Source organism: Acinetobacter indicus, from assembly GCF_009914475.1.
GTDB lineage: Bacteria > Pseudomonadota > Gammaproteobacteria > Pseudomonadales > Moraxellaceae > Acinetobacter > Acinetobacter indicus.
Map to the genome: position 1 here is coordinate 2483077 of NZ_CP045198.1, position 18914 is coordinate 2501990.

At 45.1% G+C, this 18914-nt stretch carries 13 protein-coding genes, 2 tRNA genes, 3 rRNA genes and 1 pseudogene; 12 read left to right on the plus strand and 7 right to left on the minus strand.

What is annotated here, in order from left to right:
* Window positions 1-792: 792 nt before the first annotated feature.
* Window positions 793-1041 (plus strand): hypothetical protein, encoded by a 249-nt coding sequence (locus tag GA693_RS12255; protein WP_160240775.1) that lies wholly within the window; start codon window positions 793-795, stop codon window positions 1039-1041.
* Window positions 1042-1282: 241 nt separating this feature from the next.
* Here GA693_RS12255 and GA693_RS12260 read toward each other — a convergent pair whose 3' ends face one another.
* Window positions 1283-1708, minus strand: a complete 426-nt coding sequence (locus GA693_RS12260) for a hypothetical protein (protein WP_160240774.1) — start codon at window positions 1706-1708, stop codon at window positions 1283-1285.
* Window positions 1709-1911: 203 nt separating this feature from the next.
* Here GA693_RS12260 and GA693_RS12265 point away from each other — a divergent pair, with 203 nt between their 5' ends.
* A complete protein-coding gene (locus GA693_RS12265; protein WP_104472767.1) occupies window positions 1912-2988 on the plus strand; it encodes a di-butyl phthalate-hydrolyzing esterase in 1077 nt (358 codons plus the stop codon).
* Window positions 2989-2998: 10 nt separating this feature from the next.
* Here the strand turns inward: GA693_RS12265 and GA693_RS12270 are convergent, their stop codons facing one another.
* Window positions 2999-3709: an acetoacetate decarboxylase family protein gene (locus GA693_RS12270; protein ID WP_075168305.1), complete on the minus strand. Its 711-nt coding sequence runs from the start codon at window positions 3707-3709 to the stop codon at window positions 2999-3001.
* A 97-nt stretch (window positions 3710-3806) separates the two neighbouring features.
* Between GA693_RS12270 and GA693_RS12275 the strand changes: the two genes are divergently transcribed.
* From GA693_RS12275 to GA693_RS12305, 7 genes are all read left to right on the plus strand, one after another.
* Window positions 3807-4379, plus strand: a complete 573-nt coding sequence (locus GA693_RS12275; RefSeq protein ID WP_160240772.1) for a peptidylprolyl isomerase — start codon at window positions 3807-3809, stop codon at window positions 4377-4379.
* A gap of 432 nt (window positions 4380-4811) precedes the next feature.
* A 16S ribosomal RNA gene (locus GA693_RS12280) occupies window positions 4812-6348 on the plus strand.
* A gap of 61 nt (window positions 6349-6409) precedes the next feature.
* Window positions 6410-6486, plus strand: a tRNA-Ile gene (locus GA693_RS12285).
* A gap of 63 nt (window positions 6487-6549) precedes the next feature.
* Window positions 6550-6625, plus strand: a tRNA-Ala gene (locus GA693_RS12290).
* Window positions 6626-7053: 428 nt separating this feature from the next.
* Window positions 7054-9943 (plus strand): 23S ribosomal RNA (locus tag GA693_RS12295).
* Window positions 9944-10134: 191 nt separating this feature from the next.
* Window positions 10135-10249: ribosomal RNA gene (rrf, locus tag GA693_RS12300) — 5S ribosomal RNA — on the plus strand.
* Together the 16S, 23S and 5S rRNA genes with 2 tRNA genes alongside form the textbook arrangement of a ribosomal RNA operon.
* A 442-nt stretch (window positions 10250-10691) precedes the next feature.
* The gene (locus GA693_RS12305) at window positions 10692-12053 is read left to right on the plus strand and encodes an aromatic acid/H+ symport family MFS transporter (protein WP_005181158.1); all 1362 of its coding nucleotides are present in this window, start codon (window positions 10692-10694) and stop codon (window positions 12051-12053) included.
* A 171-nt stretch (window positions 12054-12224) separates the two neighbouring features.
* Here the strand turns inward: GA693_RS12305 and GA693_RS12310 are convergent, their stop codons facing one another.
* The 5 genes and pseudogenes from GA693_RS12310 to GA693_RS12325 all read right to left on the minus strand — a co-directional run bounded on the left by GA693_RS12310 (window position 12225) and on the right by GA693_RS12325 (window position 15183).
* Window positions 12225-13607: an IS200/IS605 family accessory protein TnpB-related protein gene (locus tag GA693_RS12310; protein ID WP_016659756.1), complete on the minus strand. Its 1383-nt coding sequence runs from the start codon at window positions 13605-13607 to the stop codon at window positions 12225-12227.
* A gap of 3 nt (window positions 13608-13610) precedes the next feature.
* Window positions 13611-14210, minus strand: coding sequence for an IS607 family transposase (locus tag GA693_RS12315; protein WP_016659757.1), 600 nt, complete (start codon window positions 14208-14210; stop codon window positions 13611-13613).
* Window positions 14210-14851, minus strand: a complete 642-nt coding sequence (locus GA693_RS12320) for a hypothetical protein (RefSeq protein WP_160240770.1) — start codon at window positions 14849-14851, stop codon at window positions 14210-14212. The genes GA693_RS12315 and GA693_RS12320 overlap by 1 nt, the downstream gene beginning before the upstream one ends.
* 79 nt (window positions 14852-14930) lie before the next feature.
* Window positions 14931-15005 (minus strand): annotated as a pseudogene (locus tag GA693_RS15030) (TIGR04219 family outer membrane beta-barrel protein); the annotation flags it as partial.
* Window positions 14995-15183 carry a porin family protein gene (locus tag GA693_RS12325; protein ID WP_228279193.1) on the minus strand — a complete coding sequence of 63 codons (189 nt, stop codon included), beginning with the start codon at window positions 15181-15183 and terminating at the stop codon, window positions 14995-14997. The gene GA693_RS12325 and the pseudogene GA693_RS15030, both read right to left, overlap by 11 nt.
* A 137-nt stretch (window positions 15184-15320) precedes the next feature.
* On the opposite strand from GA693_RS12325, the gene GA693_RS12330 reads away from it, so the two are divergent.
* The 3 genes from GA693_RS12330 to GA693_RS12340 all read left to right on the plus strand — a co-directional run bounded on the left by GA693_RS12330 (window position 15321) and on the right by GA693_RS12340 (window position 18896).
* A complete protein-coding gene (locus tag GA693_RS12330) occupies window positions 15321-16772 on the plus strand; it encodes an aldehyde dehydrogenase family protein (RefSeq protein WP_075174677.1) in 1452 nt (483 codons plus the stop codon).
* Between the two features lie 524 nt (window positions 16773-17296).
* Complete coding sequence (locus tag GA693_RS12335) at window positions 17297-18784, plus strand: sodium-dependent transporter (protein WP_016658905.1); 1488 nt, start codon at window positions 17297-17299, stop codon at window positions 18782-18784.
* 1 nt (window position 18785) lies between these two features.
* On the plus strand, window positions 18786-18896 hold the full coding sequence (locus tag GA693_RS12340) for a methionine/alanine import family NSS transporter small subunit (RefSeq protein WP_160240754.1): 111 nt from the start codon (window positions 18786-18788) through the stop codon (window positions 18894-18896).
* The last annotated feature ends 18 nt before the right edge of the window (window positions 18897-18914 follow it).

An 18914-nucleotide genomic window follows, 5' to 3' on the forward strand; every position in this document is an offset into this window, starting at 1 on the left:
CTTCTGGCATCAGTATTGACTGGTTCATTCTGAACTGCCATGAGTGATGAATTTCGTAATTATTAAAGAAGTCGGGGCAGGGGATAAAAATTCAAGCGGTGCCAGTCATTAAATCTGCAGAAATTTGCTGAAAAAACATACATTCTTTTAATTTTTGATCTTTTTAGCAGGGAGGGTGCAGGAAGATACTACGAGGCTGAAACCCCAATTTATGGGAAAATGATTTTAATTTTAAGTCCCGATAAATTCTGTAGATGCTGTTGAGTTGTCTATACAAAATTTTTAAGTTGATTATTCTTTATACATAAAAACGATCAGAATGAGTGAAAAATACTATTTTACAGGGCAAGGTCAACTTTGTATGATTGCGCCCAGATTCTATCGCTGTAGTTTCTTTTGATATTTTCTTGAAATGTGTTTTCTGGCTTATCCGCCCTCTGGATAAGCCTTTTTTTTGCCCTAAAAATTTAAAAGTGCCGCATTTACACTGTTATCTTTTCGCAAAACTAGCCGTATGTTGTGTAGAGCACGCTGTTTTCTTCCTCTAAAATAATTCTGCACTTTCGTTCTTTTTTATTGCTGTAATCTATAACAAAAACAGCAGATTAATCCTGCTGATTCCTTCCATTGGCTGTAAAAATAGCTGCATCTTCATGTTTATAAAAAACTGCATAACTCGTACCGGTGGATATAAAAATTTAACTTTTTATCTGCCCAGCCAGTGCTGAAATTTTGAAAGTATAGCCAGCGCAAAGTTGGACTTTGTATTTTTCAATAAATGAGGATCGAATGATGAAAAAAATGGATGTATTGGCTGTGGCCTTGTTTGCTGGACTGGCGGTAGTAGGCTGTAGCAGTCATGAAACGGCACAGGCGCCAGAAGTGGCACAAAATCCTGAGCAACCTGAAACGGTACAGGTAACTACCATGCCGGTAGAAGCGGGGGCTGAAGTGGGCGTAGCCGCAGAAGTTACTGCCCCGGCCATTGCTGCACCAGCAGGGTCGGAAGCACCGGCAGTTGAGGCACAGCCGCAGCCCTAAATTCAACGCTGTCTATTTCAAATGAAACAGGACCATCATTTAAATCAGGGAGGAAGATTTAATTTCTAAATAGGAATATTCAAAAAATGGCCAGGGAAGGCCAGCTATTTTCACTATTATTATGGAAGGTCGTTATTTTTCTATCACAGCGCTTTCAATCAAAGCACCTTGTAAAAATAAAAACCCGAAAGCCAGGTTTTCGGGTTTTTAAACTGTACATCGCACACTGTCAAATACAGGATTAATCACGACGGTCACGTTGCCGTTTGCGATATTCTTCCATCCGTTTACGCTGTTCTTCGACCCGTTTTTTACGCTGCTCTTGCTGTTTGCGTTCGACTTGCTGGCGTTTACGGTTCAGTTCGGCGCGTCGTTCGCGTTCCCGTTGTAACTGCTGGCGGCTTTGTTCGGCACGTTTACGTTCCAGTTCACGTTTTTGTCGATCCCACTGCGCTTCGCGTTGGCGTTGTTGCTGTAAGCGTTTCTGACGTTGTTCATATTCCCAACGCTGACGTTCTGTCATGCGACGATAATCATAGTTACGGTCGTAATCCCGGTCATAACGGTGATCATAGCGGCCATTGTAGTGGCCATCTTCAGGGAACGCGACACAACCGACCGCTAAAAATATGGTCGCACAGGAAACCAAGAGGAGTTTTCTAGACATGGTGAGCGTCCTTTTTCTATCCGGATTAGCAAAATCAATCCCTCTGTATCATCAAAATTGTCAATGACACCTTATAGAAATAAGATTAGCGTATATAAATTCTGAATATGTAGGTCGATGACTGGACTTCTATAACGAAATAGTCACTAAACTGCTGATCATGTAGAAAATGTGAAGAATGAATAAAAAAAGGAAGATGATAGATGAGTGCGTATCAACAGAAACTGCAAAAAATCATTGATAACAGTCAGGGTGCGGTGGTGCGAACACTCGATCATTTACCGTGCATGGCGCAGGAATCGCTGGCACGTGCCTTGGGCTATCCTTATCAGTATCCGCAACTTGATCCCCTCATTAAATGCATGATGGCGGCCCAAATCAAGCAGGGGCGTATCGGTTTTATTGGCAAAAATCCGGCACAATCGCGTCAGGCTTTTGATACTCAGATGAAAGCCATCCGTAAACAGCCGACCTATGTCAAACGGGTCGAAGATTTACGTTTAAGCCTGCAAAGTGGCACCATCTCGGCCCGTTATTATCATCCTGCACCACATAAAAAACTGCCCCTGATTGTGTTTTATCATGGTGGCGGCTTTGTGGTGGGCAATCTCGATACCCATGATGAAGTTTGCCGGCTGTTGGCACATGCCGCTCAGGCACAGGTGGTCAGTGTCGACTATCCACTGACCCCGGAGGCATCACCGACACAGCTGATTCAGTGCTGTGAAAATGCTTTGGCTTGGGTGTATCAGCATCGCCGTCAATTTAATATTCTGAAAAACCGTATTGCCGTGGCGGGTGACAGTGCCGGTGCCAATATTGCTACGGTGGTGTCACAGCGCAGTAAAAATACCGCCTATGCACCGCATGCCCAGCTACTGATTTATCCGGTGGTGGATTTTAAAAGCCGTCATCCGTCATTCTTTGCCTATAAAGACGGTCTGGTGCTGACCGAGCAGGATATTGATCTCGTCACCGAGTATTATGCCTTACAGCACAATATGGCACTGGATGATGCTCTGATTTCACCGACCTATGGCAATTTAAGAAAACTGCCGCCGACCTTTATTGTGACGGCCGGGCATGATGTGCTGCATGATGAAGCAGAAATTTATGCGCACAAACTGCGTCAGCAAGGGGTCAAAGTCCAATATAAGGAATATACCGACCAGACCCATGGCTTTATTAATTTAACCCCGGTTTCGCGCCGTGCCAAAAAACTCACGCTCGAACTGGGCAAGAATTTCAGAAAATTCTGGGATCGACCACGCTTCTTTTAAAAGGAATGACTTAAAAAGGTCGACTCAGATTTTTTCTGGTTTCACGTGGAACAGCGGTTTTGGTTTTAATCTGCGCTTCGGGGAATAACAGATCAAACTCCGGCACATAAAAGCTTTGTAATAGTCGGGCTTGGGCAAAATCCGGAAAAATATCTTGGGTATTTTGCCATTCTACCGTTTTGAGTTTAGATAAACGGCCGCGAAACTTCGGACTAAACTGGTAGCGCTGGCCTTGCCAGGCCTGCTGAATGGATAAAAATGAAGCCGGAATATGATGGCTATTGATATAAAACGAGGTGCTGTTTTTCGGCCGCTCCAGACAAATTGACATCTCTTGCTGCTGATGACGCACAATACAATAGGTGCGACCTTCTTTTTCCAGCCATTCAAATTCGGCCAGCTCTTTCGGAATGCCCCATAACTGCTGGCCATGCACTAAAGAGGCCTGGGTCGAGACATAAATCTTGGGAATGGTCGACAAACGATGTTTATACAATAAAGGATGATCCATAATTAACAGTTCATCATACGGACCCACTGGCGAATCCTGATAGCGGATCAGCATCACATTGACCATGCGTCCTAAAGGAGACGGGGCCAGCCGAAAACGTTTGGCTGTTTTCAGGAAAAAAGGGTTCAGCCAATAATTCAAAATAAAAGCATCGCCGTGTAAGCGCCAAGGCGGATGCGCAAAAATCTGGTTCTGGATATTGTTATTCATCTTATTCTCAGAATTTGAAAGGAACAGCTAATGTTTTCTTCATACTGAACAATTAATATAAGTGAAGCAAAACATCAAACCACGGATTCGTAAAGAAATGTTAAAACGTAGCGTTCTTATGGCTGCCAGCCTTGCCCTTAGTGCCTCTGCATGGGCTGCCAATTCAATGATTGAAATGAAAACCTCGATGGGCAATATTGAAATTGAACTGTTTAACGACAAAGCGCCGTTGTCAGCAGCCAATTTTGAAAAATATGTCAGTAGCAGTTTTTATACCGGTACCATTTTCCATCGTGTCATTCCGGGCTTTATGATTCAGGGCGGCGGTATGGATGCAGCCATGGTGGAACGTCCAAATACCCGTCCACCGGTCAGAAATGAATCCTATAATGGCCTGAGCAATCAGCGTGGTACTTTGGCGATGGCACGGACCAATCATCCTGATTCAGCCAAAAGCCAGTTTTTTATTAATCTGGTCGATAACGATTTCCTGAATAAAAGTCCACGCAATGCCGGTTATGCCGTGTTTGGCCGTGTTACCAAGGGGATGGATGTGGTCGATAAAATTGCCAAAGTACCGACTCGCAATGTTGGTGTGCACCAGAATGTTCCGGCTCAACCGGTGAAAATCCTGAGTGTGAAGATAAAACCGGCAACGGTAAAAAATTAACGAAAATAAAAAGCAGAAATATAAATTAAATATTTCTGCTTTAAAATTAGAAGTTTATTTCAAAGATTGGGCAAAAATGCTCCATGTTGGTGCATAAAAAAGAAACACTCGATAAAACAAGATGCTAAAAGCACTTGCGTGTGTAAGAAATTGTCCTATAATGCACCCCATACCGACGAGATACATGGTGATGAACGAAGCGGGTTGCTGAGTTGTTGAGTGTTTTGAGTCCAGCTTCTGGCACTGACGAGGTGTTAGAAAGATCATTAAGAGATTATGAAGAACAACTTGTGTGGATTTTTACTGGTTGATTAATCGAATATATTTTCATTAATTGATTGGTTTAAATTACTCGAAGTTTATTTGAGCGAATTTAAGTCAGAAATTGATGAGCCAGATTTGGTCACTTCGAATAAAGTGACAAAATGATTTTAACTGAAGAGTTTGATCATGGCTCAGATTGAACGCTGGCGGCAGGCTTAACACATGCAAGTCGAGCGGAGCGAGGGTGCTTGCACCTTAGCTTAGCGGCGGACGGGTGAGTAATGCTTAGGAATCTGCCTATTAGTGGGGGACAACATTCCGAAAGGGATGCTAATACCGCATACGTCCTACGGGAGAAAGCAGGGGATCTTCGGACCTTGCGCTAATAGATGAGCCTAAGTCGGATTAGCTAGTTGGTGGGGTAAAGGCCTACCAAGGCGACGATCTGTAGCGGGTCTGAGAGGATGATCCGCCACACTGGGACTGAGACACGGCCCAGACTCCTACGGGAGGCAGCAGTGGGGAATATTGGACAATGGGGGGAACCCTGATCCAGCCATGCCGCGTGTGTGAAGAAGGCCTTTTGGTTGTAAAGCACTTTAAGCGAGGAGGAGGCGCTCTAGGCTAATACCCTAGATGCGTGGACGTTACTCGCAGAATAAGCACCGGCTAACTCTGTGCCAGCAGCCGCGGTAATACAGAGGGTGCGAGCGTTAATCGGATTTACTGGGCGTAAAGCGCGCGTAGGTGGCTAATTAAGTCAAATGTGAAATCCCCGAGCTTAACTTGGGAATTGCATTCGATACTGGTTAGCTAGAGTATGGGAGAGGATGGTAGAATTCCAGGTGTAGCGGTGAAATGCGTAGAGATCTGGAGGAATACCGATGGCGAAGGCAGCCATCTGGCCTAATACTGACACTGAGGTGCGAAAGCATGGGGAGCAAACAGGATTAGATACCCTGGTAGTCCATGCCGTAAACGATGTCTACTAGCCGTTGGGGCCTTTGAGGCTTTAGTGGCGCAGCTAACGCGATAAGTAGACCGCCTGGGGAGTACGGTCGCAAGACTAAAACTCAAATGAATTGACGGGGGCCCGCACAAGCGGTGGAGCATGTGGTTTAATTCGATGCAACGCGAAGAACCTTACCTGGCCTTGACATACAGAGAACTTTCCAGAGATGGATTGGTGCCTTCGGGAACTCTGATACAGGTGCTGCATGGCTGTCGTCAGCTCGTGTCGTGAGATGTTGGGTTAAGTCCCGCAACGAGCGCAACCCTTTTCCTTACTTGCCAGCATTTCGGATGGGAACTTTAAGGATACTGCCAGTGACAAACTGGAGGAAGGCGGGGACGACGTCAAGTCATCATGGCCCTTACGGCCAGGGCTACACACGTGCTACAATGGTCGGTACAAAGGGTTGCTACACAGCGATGTGATGCTAATCTCAAAAAGCCGATCGTAGTCCGGATTGGAGTCTGCAACTCGACTCCATGAAGTCGGAATCGCTAGTAATCGCGGATCAGAATGCCGCGGTGAATACGTTCCCGGGCCTTGTACACACCGCCCGTCACACCATGGGAGTTTGTTGCACCAGAAGTAGGTAGTCTAACCTTAGGGAGGACGCTTACCACGGTGTGGCCGATGACTGGGGTGAAGTCGTAACAAGGTAGCCGTAGGGGAACCTGCGGCTGGATCACCTCCTTAACGAAAGATTGACGATTAGTAAGAATCCACAACAAGTTGTTCTTCATGACGATGTATCTGAGGGTCTGTAGCTCAGTTGGTTAGAGCACACGCTTGATAAGCGTGGGGTCACAAGTTCAAGTCTTGTCAGACCCACCACTAACGACAAGCAAGCAATTGCAGAGCGAATAGAAATCAGAACATTGACTTAAATGATAAGCTGGGGACTTAGCTTAGTTGGTAGAGCGCCTGCTTTGCACGCAGGAGGTCAGGAGTTCGACTCTCCTAGTCTCCACCACACATTGCTACGCAATGTGTAGATAGCTAAATAGCTAAGAAACAAGCAAACGAACAGATAGCTTATAGAGCTTAGTGAGAAGATTGTGTAGAATGCGCAGCTCTTATTAATCTCTGTGATTTATCACAGTTGACTGCAGTCCGACGAGGATGCAGTGAATCATTAACAGATTGGCAAAATTGAGTCTGAAATAAATTGTTCACTCAATCAATATACGTTAACGCGTTGTTATGACGGGTTGATGAACGTAGATTGAATTGAGAACTAGCAAATTAACTGAATCAAGCGTTTTGGTATATGAATTTAGATTGAAGCTGTACGGTGCTTAAGTGCACGTGACTTCGAACTGTAGATTAAATAGATAATTGATTATTTATTTAATTGTCTTAATCCTACTTGTAGGGATTAACGACTGTTTGGGGTTGTATAGTCAAGTAATTAAGTGCATGTGGTGGATGCCTTGGCAGTCAGAGGCGAAGAAAGACGTGATAGCCTGCGAAAAGCTCCGGGGAGGCGGCAAATATCCTTTGATCCGGAGATGTCTGAATGGGGAAACCCACTTACCATAAGGTAGGTATCAATACATGAATACATAGTGTATTGAGGCGAACGAGGGGAAGTGAAACATCTCAGTACCCTTAGGAAAAGAAATCAATTGAGATTCCCTCAGTAGCGGCGAGCGAAAGGGGAACAGCCCATTAAGTTATGTGTGTTTTAGTGGAATGCTCTGGGAAGTGCAACCATAGTGGGTGATAGTCCTGTACACGAAAGGGCACACATAATGATGACGAGTAGGGCGAGGCACGTGAAACCTTGTCTGAATATGGGGGGACCATCCTCCAAGGCTAAATACTCCTGACTGACCGATAGTGAACCAGTACCGTGAGGGAAAGGCGAAAAGAACCCCTGTGAGGGGAGTGAAATAGATCCTGAAACCGCATGCATACAAGCAGTGGGAGCCACTTCGTGTGGTGACTGCGTACCTTTTGTATAATGGGTCAGCGACTTACATTCAGTAGCAAGGTTAACCGCATAGGGGAGCCGTAGGGAAACCGAGTCTTAATAGGGCGTATAGTTGCTGGGTGTAGACCCGAAACCAGGCGATCTATCCATGAGCAGGTTGAAGGTTGGGTAACACTAACTGGAGGACCGAACCCACTGTCGTTGAAAAGCCAGGGGATGACTTGTGGATAGGGGTGAAAGGCTAATCAAGCCTGGTGATAGCTGGTTCTCCCCGAAAGCTATTTAGGTAGCGCCTCGGACGAATACCATTGGGGGTAGAGCACTGTTTCGGCTAGGGGGTCATCCCGACTTACCAAACCGATGCAAACTCCGAATACCGATGAGTACTATCCGGGAGACAGACTGCGGGTGCTAACGTCCGTAGTCAAGAGGAAAACAATCCAGACCGCCAGCTAAGGCCCCAAAATCATAGTTAAGTGGGAAACGATGTGGGAAGGCATAGACAGCTAGGAGGTTGGCTTAGAAGCAGCCACCCTTTAAAGAAAGCGTAATAGCTCACTAGTCGAGTCGGCCTGCGCGGAAGATGTAACGGGGCTAAAACTATGTGCCGAAGCTGCGGATGTATACATTGTATACGTGGTAGGGGAGCGTTCTGTAAGCCGATGAAGGTGGATTGAGAAGTCTGCTGGAGGTATCAGAAGTGCGAATGCTGACGTGAGTAACGACAAAACGGGTGAAAAACCCGTTCGCTGAAAGACCAAGGGTTCCAGTCCAACGTTAATCGGGGCTGGGTGAGTCGACCCCTAAGGCGAGGCCGAGAGGCGTAGTCGATGGGAAATTGGTTAATATTCCAATACTTCAGTGTAATGCGATGAGAGGACGGAGAAGGTTAAGTCAGCCTGGCGTTGGTTGTCCAGGTGGAAGGCTGTAGGCATGCATCTTAGGCAAATCCGGGGTGCTCTATGCTGAGAGCTGATAGCAAGCTAGTTTACTAGCGAAGTGGCTGATACCATGCTTCCAGGAAAAGTCTCTAAGCTTCAGTTACACTGGAATCGTACCCGAAACCGACACAGGTGGTCAGGTCGAGTAGACCAAAGCGCTTGAGAGAACTCTGCTGAAGGAACTAGGCAAAATGGTACCGTAACTTCGGGAGAAGGTACGCTGTTGACGGTGATGGGACTTGCTCCCTGAGCGGTTGACAGCCGCAGAAACCAGGCCGCTGCAACTGTTTATTAAAAACATAGCACTCTGCAAACACGAAAGTGGACGTATAGGGTGTGATGCCTGCCCGGTGCTGGAAGGTTAATTGATGGGGTTAGCGTAAGCGAAGCTCTTGATCGAAGCCCCAGTAAACGGCGGCCGTAACTATAACGGTCCTAAGGTAGCGAAATTCCTTGTCGGGTAAGTTCCGACCTGCACGAATGGCATAATGATGGCGGCGCTGTCTCCAGCAGAGGCTCAGTGAAATCGAAATCGCTGTGAAGATGCAGTGTACCCGCGGCTAGACGGAAAGACCCCGTGAACCTTTACTGCAGCTTGACATTGAACTTTGACCTTACTTGTGTAGGATAGGTGGGAGGCTTTGAAGTTGGAACGCCAGTTCCAATGGAGCCGTCCTTGAAATACCACCCTGGTAATGTTGAGGTTCTAACTCTGTCCCGTGATCCGGGACGAGGACCATGTCTGGTGGGTAGTTTGACTGGGGCGGTCTCCTCCTAAAGAGTAACGGAGGAGTACGAAGGTGCGCTCAGCGTGGTCGGAAATCACGCGTAGAGTATAAAGGCAAAAGCGCGCTTAACTGCGAGACCCACAAGTCGAGCAGGTACGAAAGTAGGTCTTAGTGATCCGGTGGTTCTGTATGGAAGGGCCATCGCTCAACGGATAAAAGGTACTCTGGGGATAACAGGCTGATACCGCCCAAGAGTTCATATCGACGGCGGTGTTTGGCACCTCGATGTCGGCTCATCTCATCCTGGGGCTGAAGCAGGTCCCAAGGGTATGGCTGTTCGCCATTTAAAGAGGTACGCGAGCTGGGTTTAGAACGTCGTGAGACAGTTCGGTCCCTATCTACCGTGGGCGCTGGAAATTTGAGAGGATCTGCTCCTAGTACGAGAGGACCAGAGTGGACGAACCTCTGGTGTACCGGTTGTGACGCCAGTCGCATCGCCGGGTAGCTATGTTCGGAAGGGATAACCGCTGAAAGCATCTAAGCGGGAAGCCTACCTCAAGATAAGATTTCCCTAGGAATTTATTCCTCTAAAGAGCCGTTCGAGACTAGGACGTTGATAGGTTGGGTGTGGAAGCATAGCGATATGTGAAGCTGACCAATACTAATTGCTCGTGAGGCTTGACTATACAACACCCAAACAGTTGTTGTATCAAGCTGAATTCTAAACTAATCCTTGATTTAGTTAATGCGACACAATAAAATTCAGACCCAATGGCCAATCCGTTAATAACTCATTTGGAACAAAGTAAGGCATTACATGCAAAAGCATCAAGCTTAAGCAAAGTAACTAAGACCCGAACAAGTCCATAACAGTTGTGCTGGCGACAATAGCAAGAGTGAACCACCTGATCCCTTCCCGAACTCAGAAGTGAAACCTCTTAGCGCTGATGGTAGTGTGGGGTTACCCATGTGAGAGTAAGTCATCGCCAGCTCATTAATTCAAAATCCCCCTAGCAAAAGCGAGGGGGATTTTTTTATGGGCGTAATTTCTAGTTTCTACATCTACGACCTGGACAGTATTTTTCTGGCTTTATGACACAATTTTTACATTTATTTGCAAATTTGTGTGGTAGAAGTTGTCATTTAAGCCTGTCTTAAAAATTGCAATGATGAAGCTTTTATTTCACTGTTTTGTAATATAAAAATTTAAAAAAATAGAATAAGTTTCCAGTAATTATAAGATTTATAACTAAATTTTCTGCTCTGAAATTGAGCTTTATTGCTAAATCAAATCTGATTTTTAAGAAAAATTTATCATTTAGACCTTTTATCCATAGACAAAAAATGAATAATCATTCATTTTATAGACAAAAGTGAATGATTGTTCATTTTTTCATATTAAGAATAAAATCTCACAATTGGAGGTGAGGATTAATGACAGCAACAACAATGAATGTGAATGCTGTAGTGGACAAGGCGAAGTTCAAACCTTTTCATTTAAACGTCGTACTCTGGTGTTTATTTGTAGTCATCTTTGACGGTTATGACCTGGCGATTAATGGCGTAGCCCTACCACTACTGATGCAAGAATGGAATATGACTGCTGTGCAAGCAGGCATGTTGGCCAGTACTGCCCTGGCCGGAATGATGTTCGGTGCCATGTTTTTTGGCATGCTGGCCGATAAGATTGGCCGTAAAAATGTCATTTTAATTTGTGTGACCTTATTTAGCGGTTTTACCTTCTGGGGCGGTTTCGCATCTAACCCGACTGAATTCGGAATTTTGCGCTTTATTGCAGGTTTAGGAATTGGCGGAGTATTACCGAATCTAGTGGCCTTAACCTCTGAATATGCACCACAAAAACTGCGCAGTACCTTGGTGACGACCATGTTTAGTGGTTATGCGGTCGGCGGTATTATGGCTGCATTACTGGGTGCCTGGTTAACTCCAAGTTTTGGCTGGGAAGTGATGTTTTATATCGCGGGTATTCCACTGTTACTGTTACCGATCTTGTGGAAGTTTTTACCTGAATCATTGACCTTTTTAGTGAAAAAACAGCAGGATGAAAAAGCGCGCCAGATTATCCAGAAAATCACGCCAGAAGAAAAAGTCAGTGCGCAGACTCAACTGGTCTTAAATGAAGTACAGGTGCCGGATGCCTCTATTGCCGCCTTATTTAAGCAAAACCGTGGCATGAGTACCTTATTGTTCTGGTGCTGCTTCTTTATGTGTTTATTGATGGTCTATGCACTGGGCAGCTGGTTACCAAAACTAATGATGGCCGCTGGTTACTCGCTGGGTAGCAGCCTGATGTTCCTGATGTCGATGAATATTGGCGCAGTAATTGGCACCATTGGCGGCGGGATTCTGGCAGACCGTTTCCATTTAAAACCGGTGATTATTGGCATGTTCCTGATGGGGGCTGTGGCGCTGGTTGGATTAGGCTTTAACTCGCCACAACCGGTGATTTACCTACTGGTGGCGCTGGCTGGGGCTTCCGCAATTGGCAGTAGTATTCTGCTATACAGCTTTGTGGCGCAGTATTATCCACTAGCGGTGCGCTCAACCGGGATTGGTTGTGCCTCTGCGGTCGGCCGTGTAGGTGCAATTGTCGGCCCGATTATTATCGGGGTGCTATTGGGTATGGAATTACCGCATAAACTGAATTTCTTAGCGGTGGCGATTCCAGCGGTGATTGGTGCAATTGCAGTTGCCCTGATTCGCATCCAGAAAGCCTCAGAGCCGGTTACTGAAACACCACCGGTGGTGTCTAAGGCCAGTCGCTCTTATAGCTAAACTGATGTAATTCATCTAAACCAACAAAAAGCCTCAGTAGAGGCTTTTTGTTTAAAGGGAAAAAGATGTTTTGTTGTTTTAGAAATGTGCTTCCAGCCCGAGATAAGGACCTTTGAAATCCAGCTGGAGATTACGTTCATCACCTTCGTTTAGCTGTTCCTTAAAATGTAGTCAAACATAGTCAAGGAGTAATTCGCACTCTGTTAATGTCTTGTTGCCAAGCGTGTAACTAGAGCCTGAGTCGGTCAGTTCCGACTTGTAGCGGTCAGTCCGTTCTTGCAATATACGCTTTACAGTTTTGTAAGGCGTATAACGACTTATCTCATTGTCGTTTAATCTTGCAAGCACGTTTCTCGCAGCATTCCAATCAGCTTGCACAACTTCCCCATTGAAACGGTGAAAACGATCTCCCTTACGTGTACCTATTAAAAGGCCATGCAAGAAAGAATCACTTTGCGAAGTATATGCAGAATTGACTAGATGCACCGTAGAACCTCTACGGTGAGATATAGAAGTTAGGGCATTAGCTAACAAACCTTTAGCCCATGTATTTAAGCGTCTATTGGTGTTTTTGCCATAGTTGCGTTTACTTTGAATCGGGGATGTTAAATCTTCCGCAACAATCACTTTGGCTTTATCAACCAACTTGTGAGTTGCTGTAAATATTAATGTTTTGAGCTTTGCTTTTTGAGTATCTTGTCGCTTATCTAGTTTTTTTCGACCTAGATTATTTAACTCAATTTTCTGTTTCTTGTGCGGTTTGGCTTTAGAAATCGCTCTGAGCTTATTTCTACGTTTGTACTTTTGATTTAGGTAGTCTGATTCACTTGAGATCAATTTACCTAAACCATTGCCATATACTTCACCATCAGAATCCACAAAGGCTTCTGAATAACCTTTATCAACACCTACGGTTTCCTGACCACAATCCTGTGTTTCAACTGCATCATAAGTTGAGTGAACTTCAACATTACCGTTTTTTAGAATGATTCTAAGTGTGCCTTGTGGCGCAAAATCAACAGTGGTGTTTAGTGGAATTTTAATGGTTTGTCGAGGGACTAGACTCGGCACTTTAAGCCAACATTGACCATTTAACTCAAAAGTTTTACACATATCCGCACGAACAATAATTTGATTATGTGTGTGATTAACACCATGCTTAAAGTGATTACGCATTTGACGATGGAGGAAATTATCAGTCATCCATTCATCTTTTTTAAGCAAGGTGTATAGTCTTTTTTGTTCATTATTACAGGAGGTGCGTTTTCGGATCGCCTGCTTTACTTTGTCTTTTGATGCTTCTCGATAGGCTTTAATATCACCTATGCAATCACGTAGCGTTTCTTTCCACGCATTTGCAGAAACACCAAAGTCACGACTTTCTTTCATCCACGCATCACGAATAGCTCTGTCACTGATATTCAAACCTGAAATAGCACCATATTTAGCCCACACCTCGCTACGAATACGACCAAGTAAAACAGCTTGTTTCTCAAGCTGTTTGTACTTTTGCACATTCAAGTTTTTACAATGGTGGATGCGTGTTAGTTTCAAAAGTTATTCCTTGATGTTCACTAATTCTTTAACTTTTTCTTTGTATTTTCTTAATCCGTAAAGTCGAGAGGAAAAACAATGAATAATCGCTAACAAGTCTTGTGTTACTTCTTCCGTTGGGGAAAGAGATTCTTGATTCATAATAATAACTTTACAACCATGTCTTTCAGCAAAAGATTCAAACCACTCAAAACCAAAACGCACCAAACGGTCTTTGTGAGCGATGACAAGCATTGAAACTTTACCCATTTCAATATCAAGAAAAAGCTGATTGAATTTCTTTCTTTTATAATTCAAACCACTTCCAACCTCTGACACCCAATCATCAACAGCATAGCCATTTACAGTACAAAAAGTTTCTAAAGCTGACACCTGATTAGCTAAATCGGGCTTTTGAGCAACACTAGATACCCTTGAATAAACAATTACTGATGATTTAGCTTCCGTTGCTTTTATACCGATATATTCAAGGTATTGATCGTGCGTGTAGTATCTGCGATTTTTAGGATTTCGACATGCAACCAAAATACCTTCGGCATCCCATCTTTGTAGAGTTTTAACCGACTTCCCAATCATTTCACCGAATTTAGCAGGAGAATACATTAATCAATCTCCGCTAACTTCTTGAAATCCTCAAGTGTATAGTCTTTAAATATGGATTCATCACAATATATGGCTAGATCATTGTCTTCATCCCATCCACAGATAGGGCATGTATAAGGGGATGATGCGACTCCTAGCTGATTATATTTTAATAAAATATCGTCACAAACCTCATAAAGTTCTAAATCCTCATGATGATCAACAACCTCAAGGAAAATTAGTTCACTAATATTTTCTGCAAATTTTTTGTATTTTTCAGGCACTTCTAGTTGATATAGCTCTACTAAATCATCTAGTTTTTTAGCGCAAGCATCACCAAAAATCTCTAATAATTTTTCCTCATATTCTTGACAGCGCATACCTTGTCCTGAAACGTGAGTACATTCAGAAAAGCCTGTATTTGCATTAATAAAATCAGCATAGGTGGGGCATTTATCGGAGAGTGATTGATTTGTTTTTTCAGGGTACGAAGAACAATCATAGCCTAAATCTACAATATCGGTTTCATAGAAATCATTCTTTGACCACTCACCATAGACCCATGATGCAAATTCCTTAATAAACCCATCTTTATTTTCAGGGGATACAAAATAAGCAAGGTCTTGCTCTACTTTCTTTAAGTTTTCAGTCAAGTATTTCATTGCAAGTTTTTTTAAAATTTAATACCTAAATTGTATATGTTTGACTATATTTGTCAATATAATTATTTGATATAAATCACTCCACATCTAGAATGCGGTAACCGGCTTTCAGGCCGACATCGACCAGTAAATTATCAATAAAATTATATTTCAACCGCCAAGGCAAAAGACAAACTGGAGTCATCTTTCATCTCGGGCTGGCCCAAGGCGCTCGATAAGTCACTGTCATAATGCCAGTAATCGACGCTACCTTTAACACCAATAATATCGGCCTGCGCGGCGCTAAAACAGCCAAGACCGAGGATGAAACACAATGCTGGACGGGTACGCATAAAAATCCCTGTAGAGCTTGTATATTCTCAGAATAAATTTATTGTGGAGGATGGAACCGGGAAACATCTCGGCGCATCATATCGGGAATTGGTATAAATTGCATTGACGCATCATGCAAAAAATAGAGGACCTGCACATGGCTACGCACACTGATCATCCGCACGATTATCCTTTATATCTGGCTGGACAGCCGCATGTGACCGGCCAGTGGCTAGAGGTCGAAGATAAGTATCTGCAGCGCTGTTATGCACGTGTGGCGCTGGCCGATGCAGAGACGCTGGAGCAGGCGATTCAGGCCGCAGTCCAGGCGGAAGCGGCGATGGCGGCGTTAAAACCGTTTCAGAAACAGAAAATCCTGCTGCATTGTGTGCAGCGTTTTCAGGAATGCCGGGCCGAGCTCACCGAACTGCTGATTATTGAAGGCGGTAAACCGAAAAGGGCTGCCGCTGCTGAAGTAGAGCGCTTAATCAATACCTTCCAACTGGCTGCGGATGCGGTCACCCAGATGGATCAGGGCCGGATGATGCCATTGGCGGTGACTGCTGCGGCTTGCAGTTATCAGGGCATCAGCAAACAGGTACCGATTGGCGCAGTGTCGCTGATCAGTCCATTTAATTTTCCTCTGAATTTGACGGCCCATAAAATTGCACCCGCGATTGCTGCAGGCTGTCCCTTTGTTTTAAAACCGGCCAGCCTAACCCCGATTTCTGCCTTAAAAATTGCCGAGATTCTGGCAGAAACCGATTTACCGGCTGGTGCCTTTTCGGTATTGCCCTGTCCGCGTGAGCAGGCCGATGTGCTGGTCACCGATGACCGCTTTAAACTGCTGAGCTTTACCGGTTCTGATGTGGTGGGCTGGGATATGAAAGCGCGTGCCGGACGTAAAAAGGTCACGCTGGAGCTGGGCGGCAATGCTGCCGTGATGATTGAGGCCGATACCGAAGTCAATGATGCGCTGGTTGACCGGCTGATTGGCGGTGCCTATAACCATGCCGGACAGGTGTGTATTAGTGTGCAGCGTATTTTGGTGCATCGCGCGATTTACACACAGCTTAAAGATAAACTGGTCAGCCGTTTGCAGTCATTACGGGCAGCTGATCCGCGTCTGGACAGCGCTTTGGTTGGGCCGATGATTAAAGAGAACGAAGCCGTGCGCCTGAAAAAATGGCTGGATCAGGCCGTAGCAGAAGGCGCGACGGTACTGGTGGGCGGCGAACAGCAGGGGGTGATGTTCGAGCCGACACTACTGGAGCAGGTTTCGCCAACATCGGAAATTTACCAGAATGAAGCTTTTGGTCCGGTGGCTATTCTGGAGCCGTATGAACAGTTTGAGCAGGGCATTGAACGGATTAACCAGAGCCGCTTTGGTTTGCAGGCCGGGGTCTATACCCAGAATCTGCAGCAGATGCTATATGCCTGGGACCAGCTGCATGTTGGCGGGGTAATTATTAACGATATTCCATCATTCCGGGTCGATAATATGCCGTATGGCGGGGTCAAAGATTCAGGTCTGGGCCGTGAGGGAATTCAATCGGCAATTCGTGATATGCAGGAAGAACGTTTACTGGTGATCCATCAACCGGGTTGATGGCTTGGGGATACATCAAGGGCAATATTGAACTTGATGCATCCTTATCTATAGATCACGGCAATCTATTTATTAAACAGGCCTCTGAAGAAAGCGCTGCGGGTAGGCGATAGGCATTTTATATCATCGGGTATAAATGACCGTTTAAAGGATGGCAATTGAGTTTTCAGTTTTACTTCATAATATATTCCAAAAAGTTTGGTGATTCATAACCAAAATTGTACAATAAATAAGCTGATTAATTGAGCGGTTGAATCAGGATAGATTATAAAAACCCAAGATTTGGAGCAGAAATTACAGAATAATTTTTTAAAAGTGAGTATTGTTGAACCATATAAAAGGGAGTCTTCACGATGCACTTTAAGCAAGTTTTCGTCATTCACTCCCTGTTTGTCATTTAGAAACCAGTACCTAAAAGGTCAAGGCTAAATCAAACACTCAAGATTAATATTGCATGGTGCTTTTTTGCTTGCGAGAAAACCACATAAAAAGCAGTGAAAAAAGCATCTAGGTTTAGGTGTTTTATGTCAGGAAATCGTGAAAACTGGTCCGCGCGATCAGGCTTTATTATTGCAGCGATTGGTTCAGCTGTAGGCTTGGGGAATATTTGGCGTTTTCCCTATGTGGCTTACGAAAATGGTGGTGGTGCCTTCCTGGTGCCGTATCTGGTGGCAATTTTTGCTGCTGGTTTGCCGTTATTATATTTAGATTACGCGGTCGGACATAAGTTCCGTAAAGCGCCGCCACTGGCGTATAAAAAGCTCATGAACAGCGAGTCCTTGGGCTGGTGGCAGGTGATGGTGACTTTGGTCATCGGGATTTACTATGCCAGCGTTCTGTCCTGGGCCGGTAGTTATATGTACTACGCGATTGGCCAGAAATGGGGGGCAGATACCCAGGCCTTCTTCTTTAATTCCTATTTGCAAAATGGCGAAGGGCTGGCCTTGGGCTTTGTACCGACCTTATTTTTCGGTCTGGTGATTGTCTGGGCGGTGGTGATGTTCATTCTTTACGGTGGCGTACGTCGTGGTGTGGAACTGGCCAATAAAATCTTTATGCCGTTACTGGTGGTACTGTTCACAATTCTGGTGATTCAGGCGATCCGTTTACCGGGCGCAACCGCAGGTTTAAATGCCTTCTTTACCCCGAACTGGGAAGCGATGGGCAACTATAAAGTCTGGCTGGCCGCATTTGGTCATATCTTCTTCTCGCTGTCTGTGGGCTTCGGGATCATGCTGACCTATGCCTCGTATTTAAAGCGTAAAACCAATATGACCGGCTCCGGTGCGGTGGTTGCGCTGGCCAACTCGTCTTTTGAAATTCTGGCTGGTATCGGGGTATTTGCCGCTTTGGGCTTTATGGCCTTCAGCTCAGGCTCAACCGTGGAAGAAGTGGTATCTGGCGGTATTGGTCTGGCCTTTATTGCCTTCCCGAAAATTATTTCCAGCATGGGCGCAGGCGGCGACTTATTTGGCTTCCTGTTCTTTGCCTCGTTGACCGTTGCCGGGATTACTTCCATGGTCAGTATTCTGGAAGTGCCGATTTCAGCTTTCCAGGACAAGTTAGGCTGGTCACGTAAAAAATCGGTCAGCATTATTGCCGGTGGTTCTGCCATTGTTTCGACCCTGATTTTCTCGACCCATAGTGCGATTACCTTTGTCGACATCATTGACTACTTTGCCAATAATATTGGTATTGTTGGCGGTGGTTTACTGTCGATTATTCTGGTGTCGTGGTTCCGTCGTCCGTTATTGTCGCAGTTACAGGCGCATATCAACCAGTACTCTAGTATTAAACTGGGTGCCGGCTGGAACTTCCTGTTAACCGTGATTACTCCATTATCATTACTGGTGGCTTTAGGCCTAACCATCAAGTCGATTGTTGCAGAAGGTTATGGCGGTTATCCGGCTGAAATCTTATGGTTGGTGGGTGGCGGTACGCTGGCCCTGTTTATTGTGGGTGCCATTGTACTGAGCTGTCTGAAAGACAAAGTCCCGGAAGAGGAGAACTAAGATGAATACTGAAGCAATTATCATGATGATCATCTCGACTGTCCTGCTCTGGGGCGGTTTAATCCTGGCCATGATTCATCTGAGCAAACATCCAGATGAACCAGAGGGTTAAGTCTGTGGTACATGCATG

Bases quoted from the DNA above. Each gene is read 5' to 3' on its own strand.
- GA693_RS12255 (WP_160240775.1), top strand. From the start codon at position 793: ATGAAAAAAATGGATGTATTGGCTGTGGCCTTGTTTGCTGGACTGGCG.
- GA693_RS12260 (WP_160240774.1), bottom strand. From the start codon at position 1,708: ATGTCTAGAAAACTCCTCTTGGTTTCCTGTGCGACCATATTTTTAGCG.
- GA693_RS12265 (WP_104472767.1), top strand. From the start codon at position 1,912: ATGAGTGCGTATCAACAGAAACTGCAAAAAATCATTGATAACAGTCAG.
- GA693_RS12270 (WP_075168305.1), bottom strand. From the start codon at position 3,709: ATGAATAACAATATCCAGAACCAGATTTTTGCGCATCCGCCTTGGCGC.
- GA693_RS12275 (WP_160240772.1), top strand. From the start codon at position 3,807: ATGTTAAAACGTAGCGTTCTTATGGCTGCCAGCCTTGCCCTTAGTGCC.
- GA693_RS12305 (WP_005181158.1), top strand. From the start codon at position 10,692: ATGACAGCAACAACAATGAATGTGAATGCTGTAGTGGACAAGGCGAAG.
- GA693_RS12315 (WP_016659757.1), bottom strand. From the start codon at position 14,210: ATGTATTCTCCTGCTAAATTCGGTGAAATGATTGGGAAGTCGGTTAAA.
- GA693_RS12320 (WP_160240770.1), bottom strand. From the start codon at position 14,851: ATGAAATACTTGACTGAAAACTTAAAGAAAGTAGAGCAAGACCTTGCT.
- GA693_RS12325 (WP_228279193.1), bottom strand. From the start codon at position 15,183: ATGCGTACCCGTCCAGCATTGTGTTTCATCCTCGGTCTTGGCTGTTTT.
- GA693_RS12330 (WP_075174677.1), top strand. From the start codon at position 15,321: ATGGCTACGCACACTGATCATCCGCACGATTATCCTTTATATCTGGCT.
- GA693_RS12335 (WP_016658905.1), top strand. From the start codon at position 17,297: ATGTCAGGAAATCGTGAAAACTGGTCCGCGCGATCAGGCTTTATTATT.
- GA693_RS12340 (WP_160240754.1), top strand. From the start codon at position 18,786: ATGAATACTGAAGCAATTATCATGATGATCATCTCGACTGTCCTGCTC.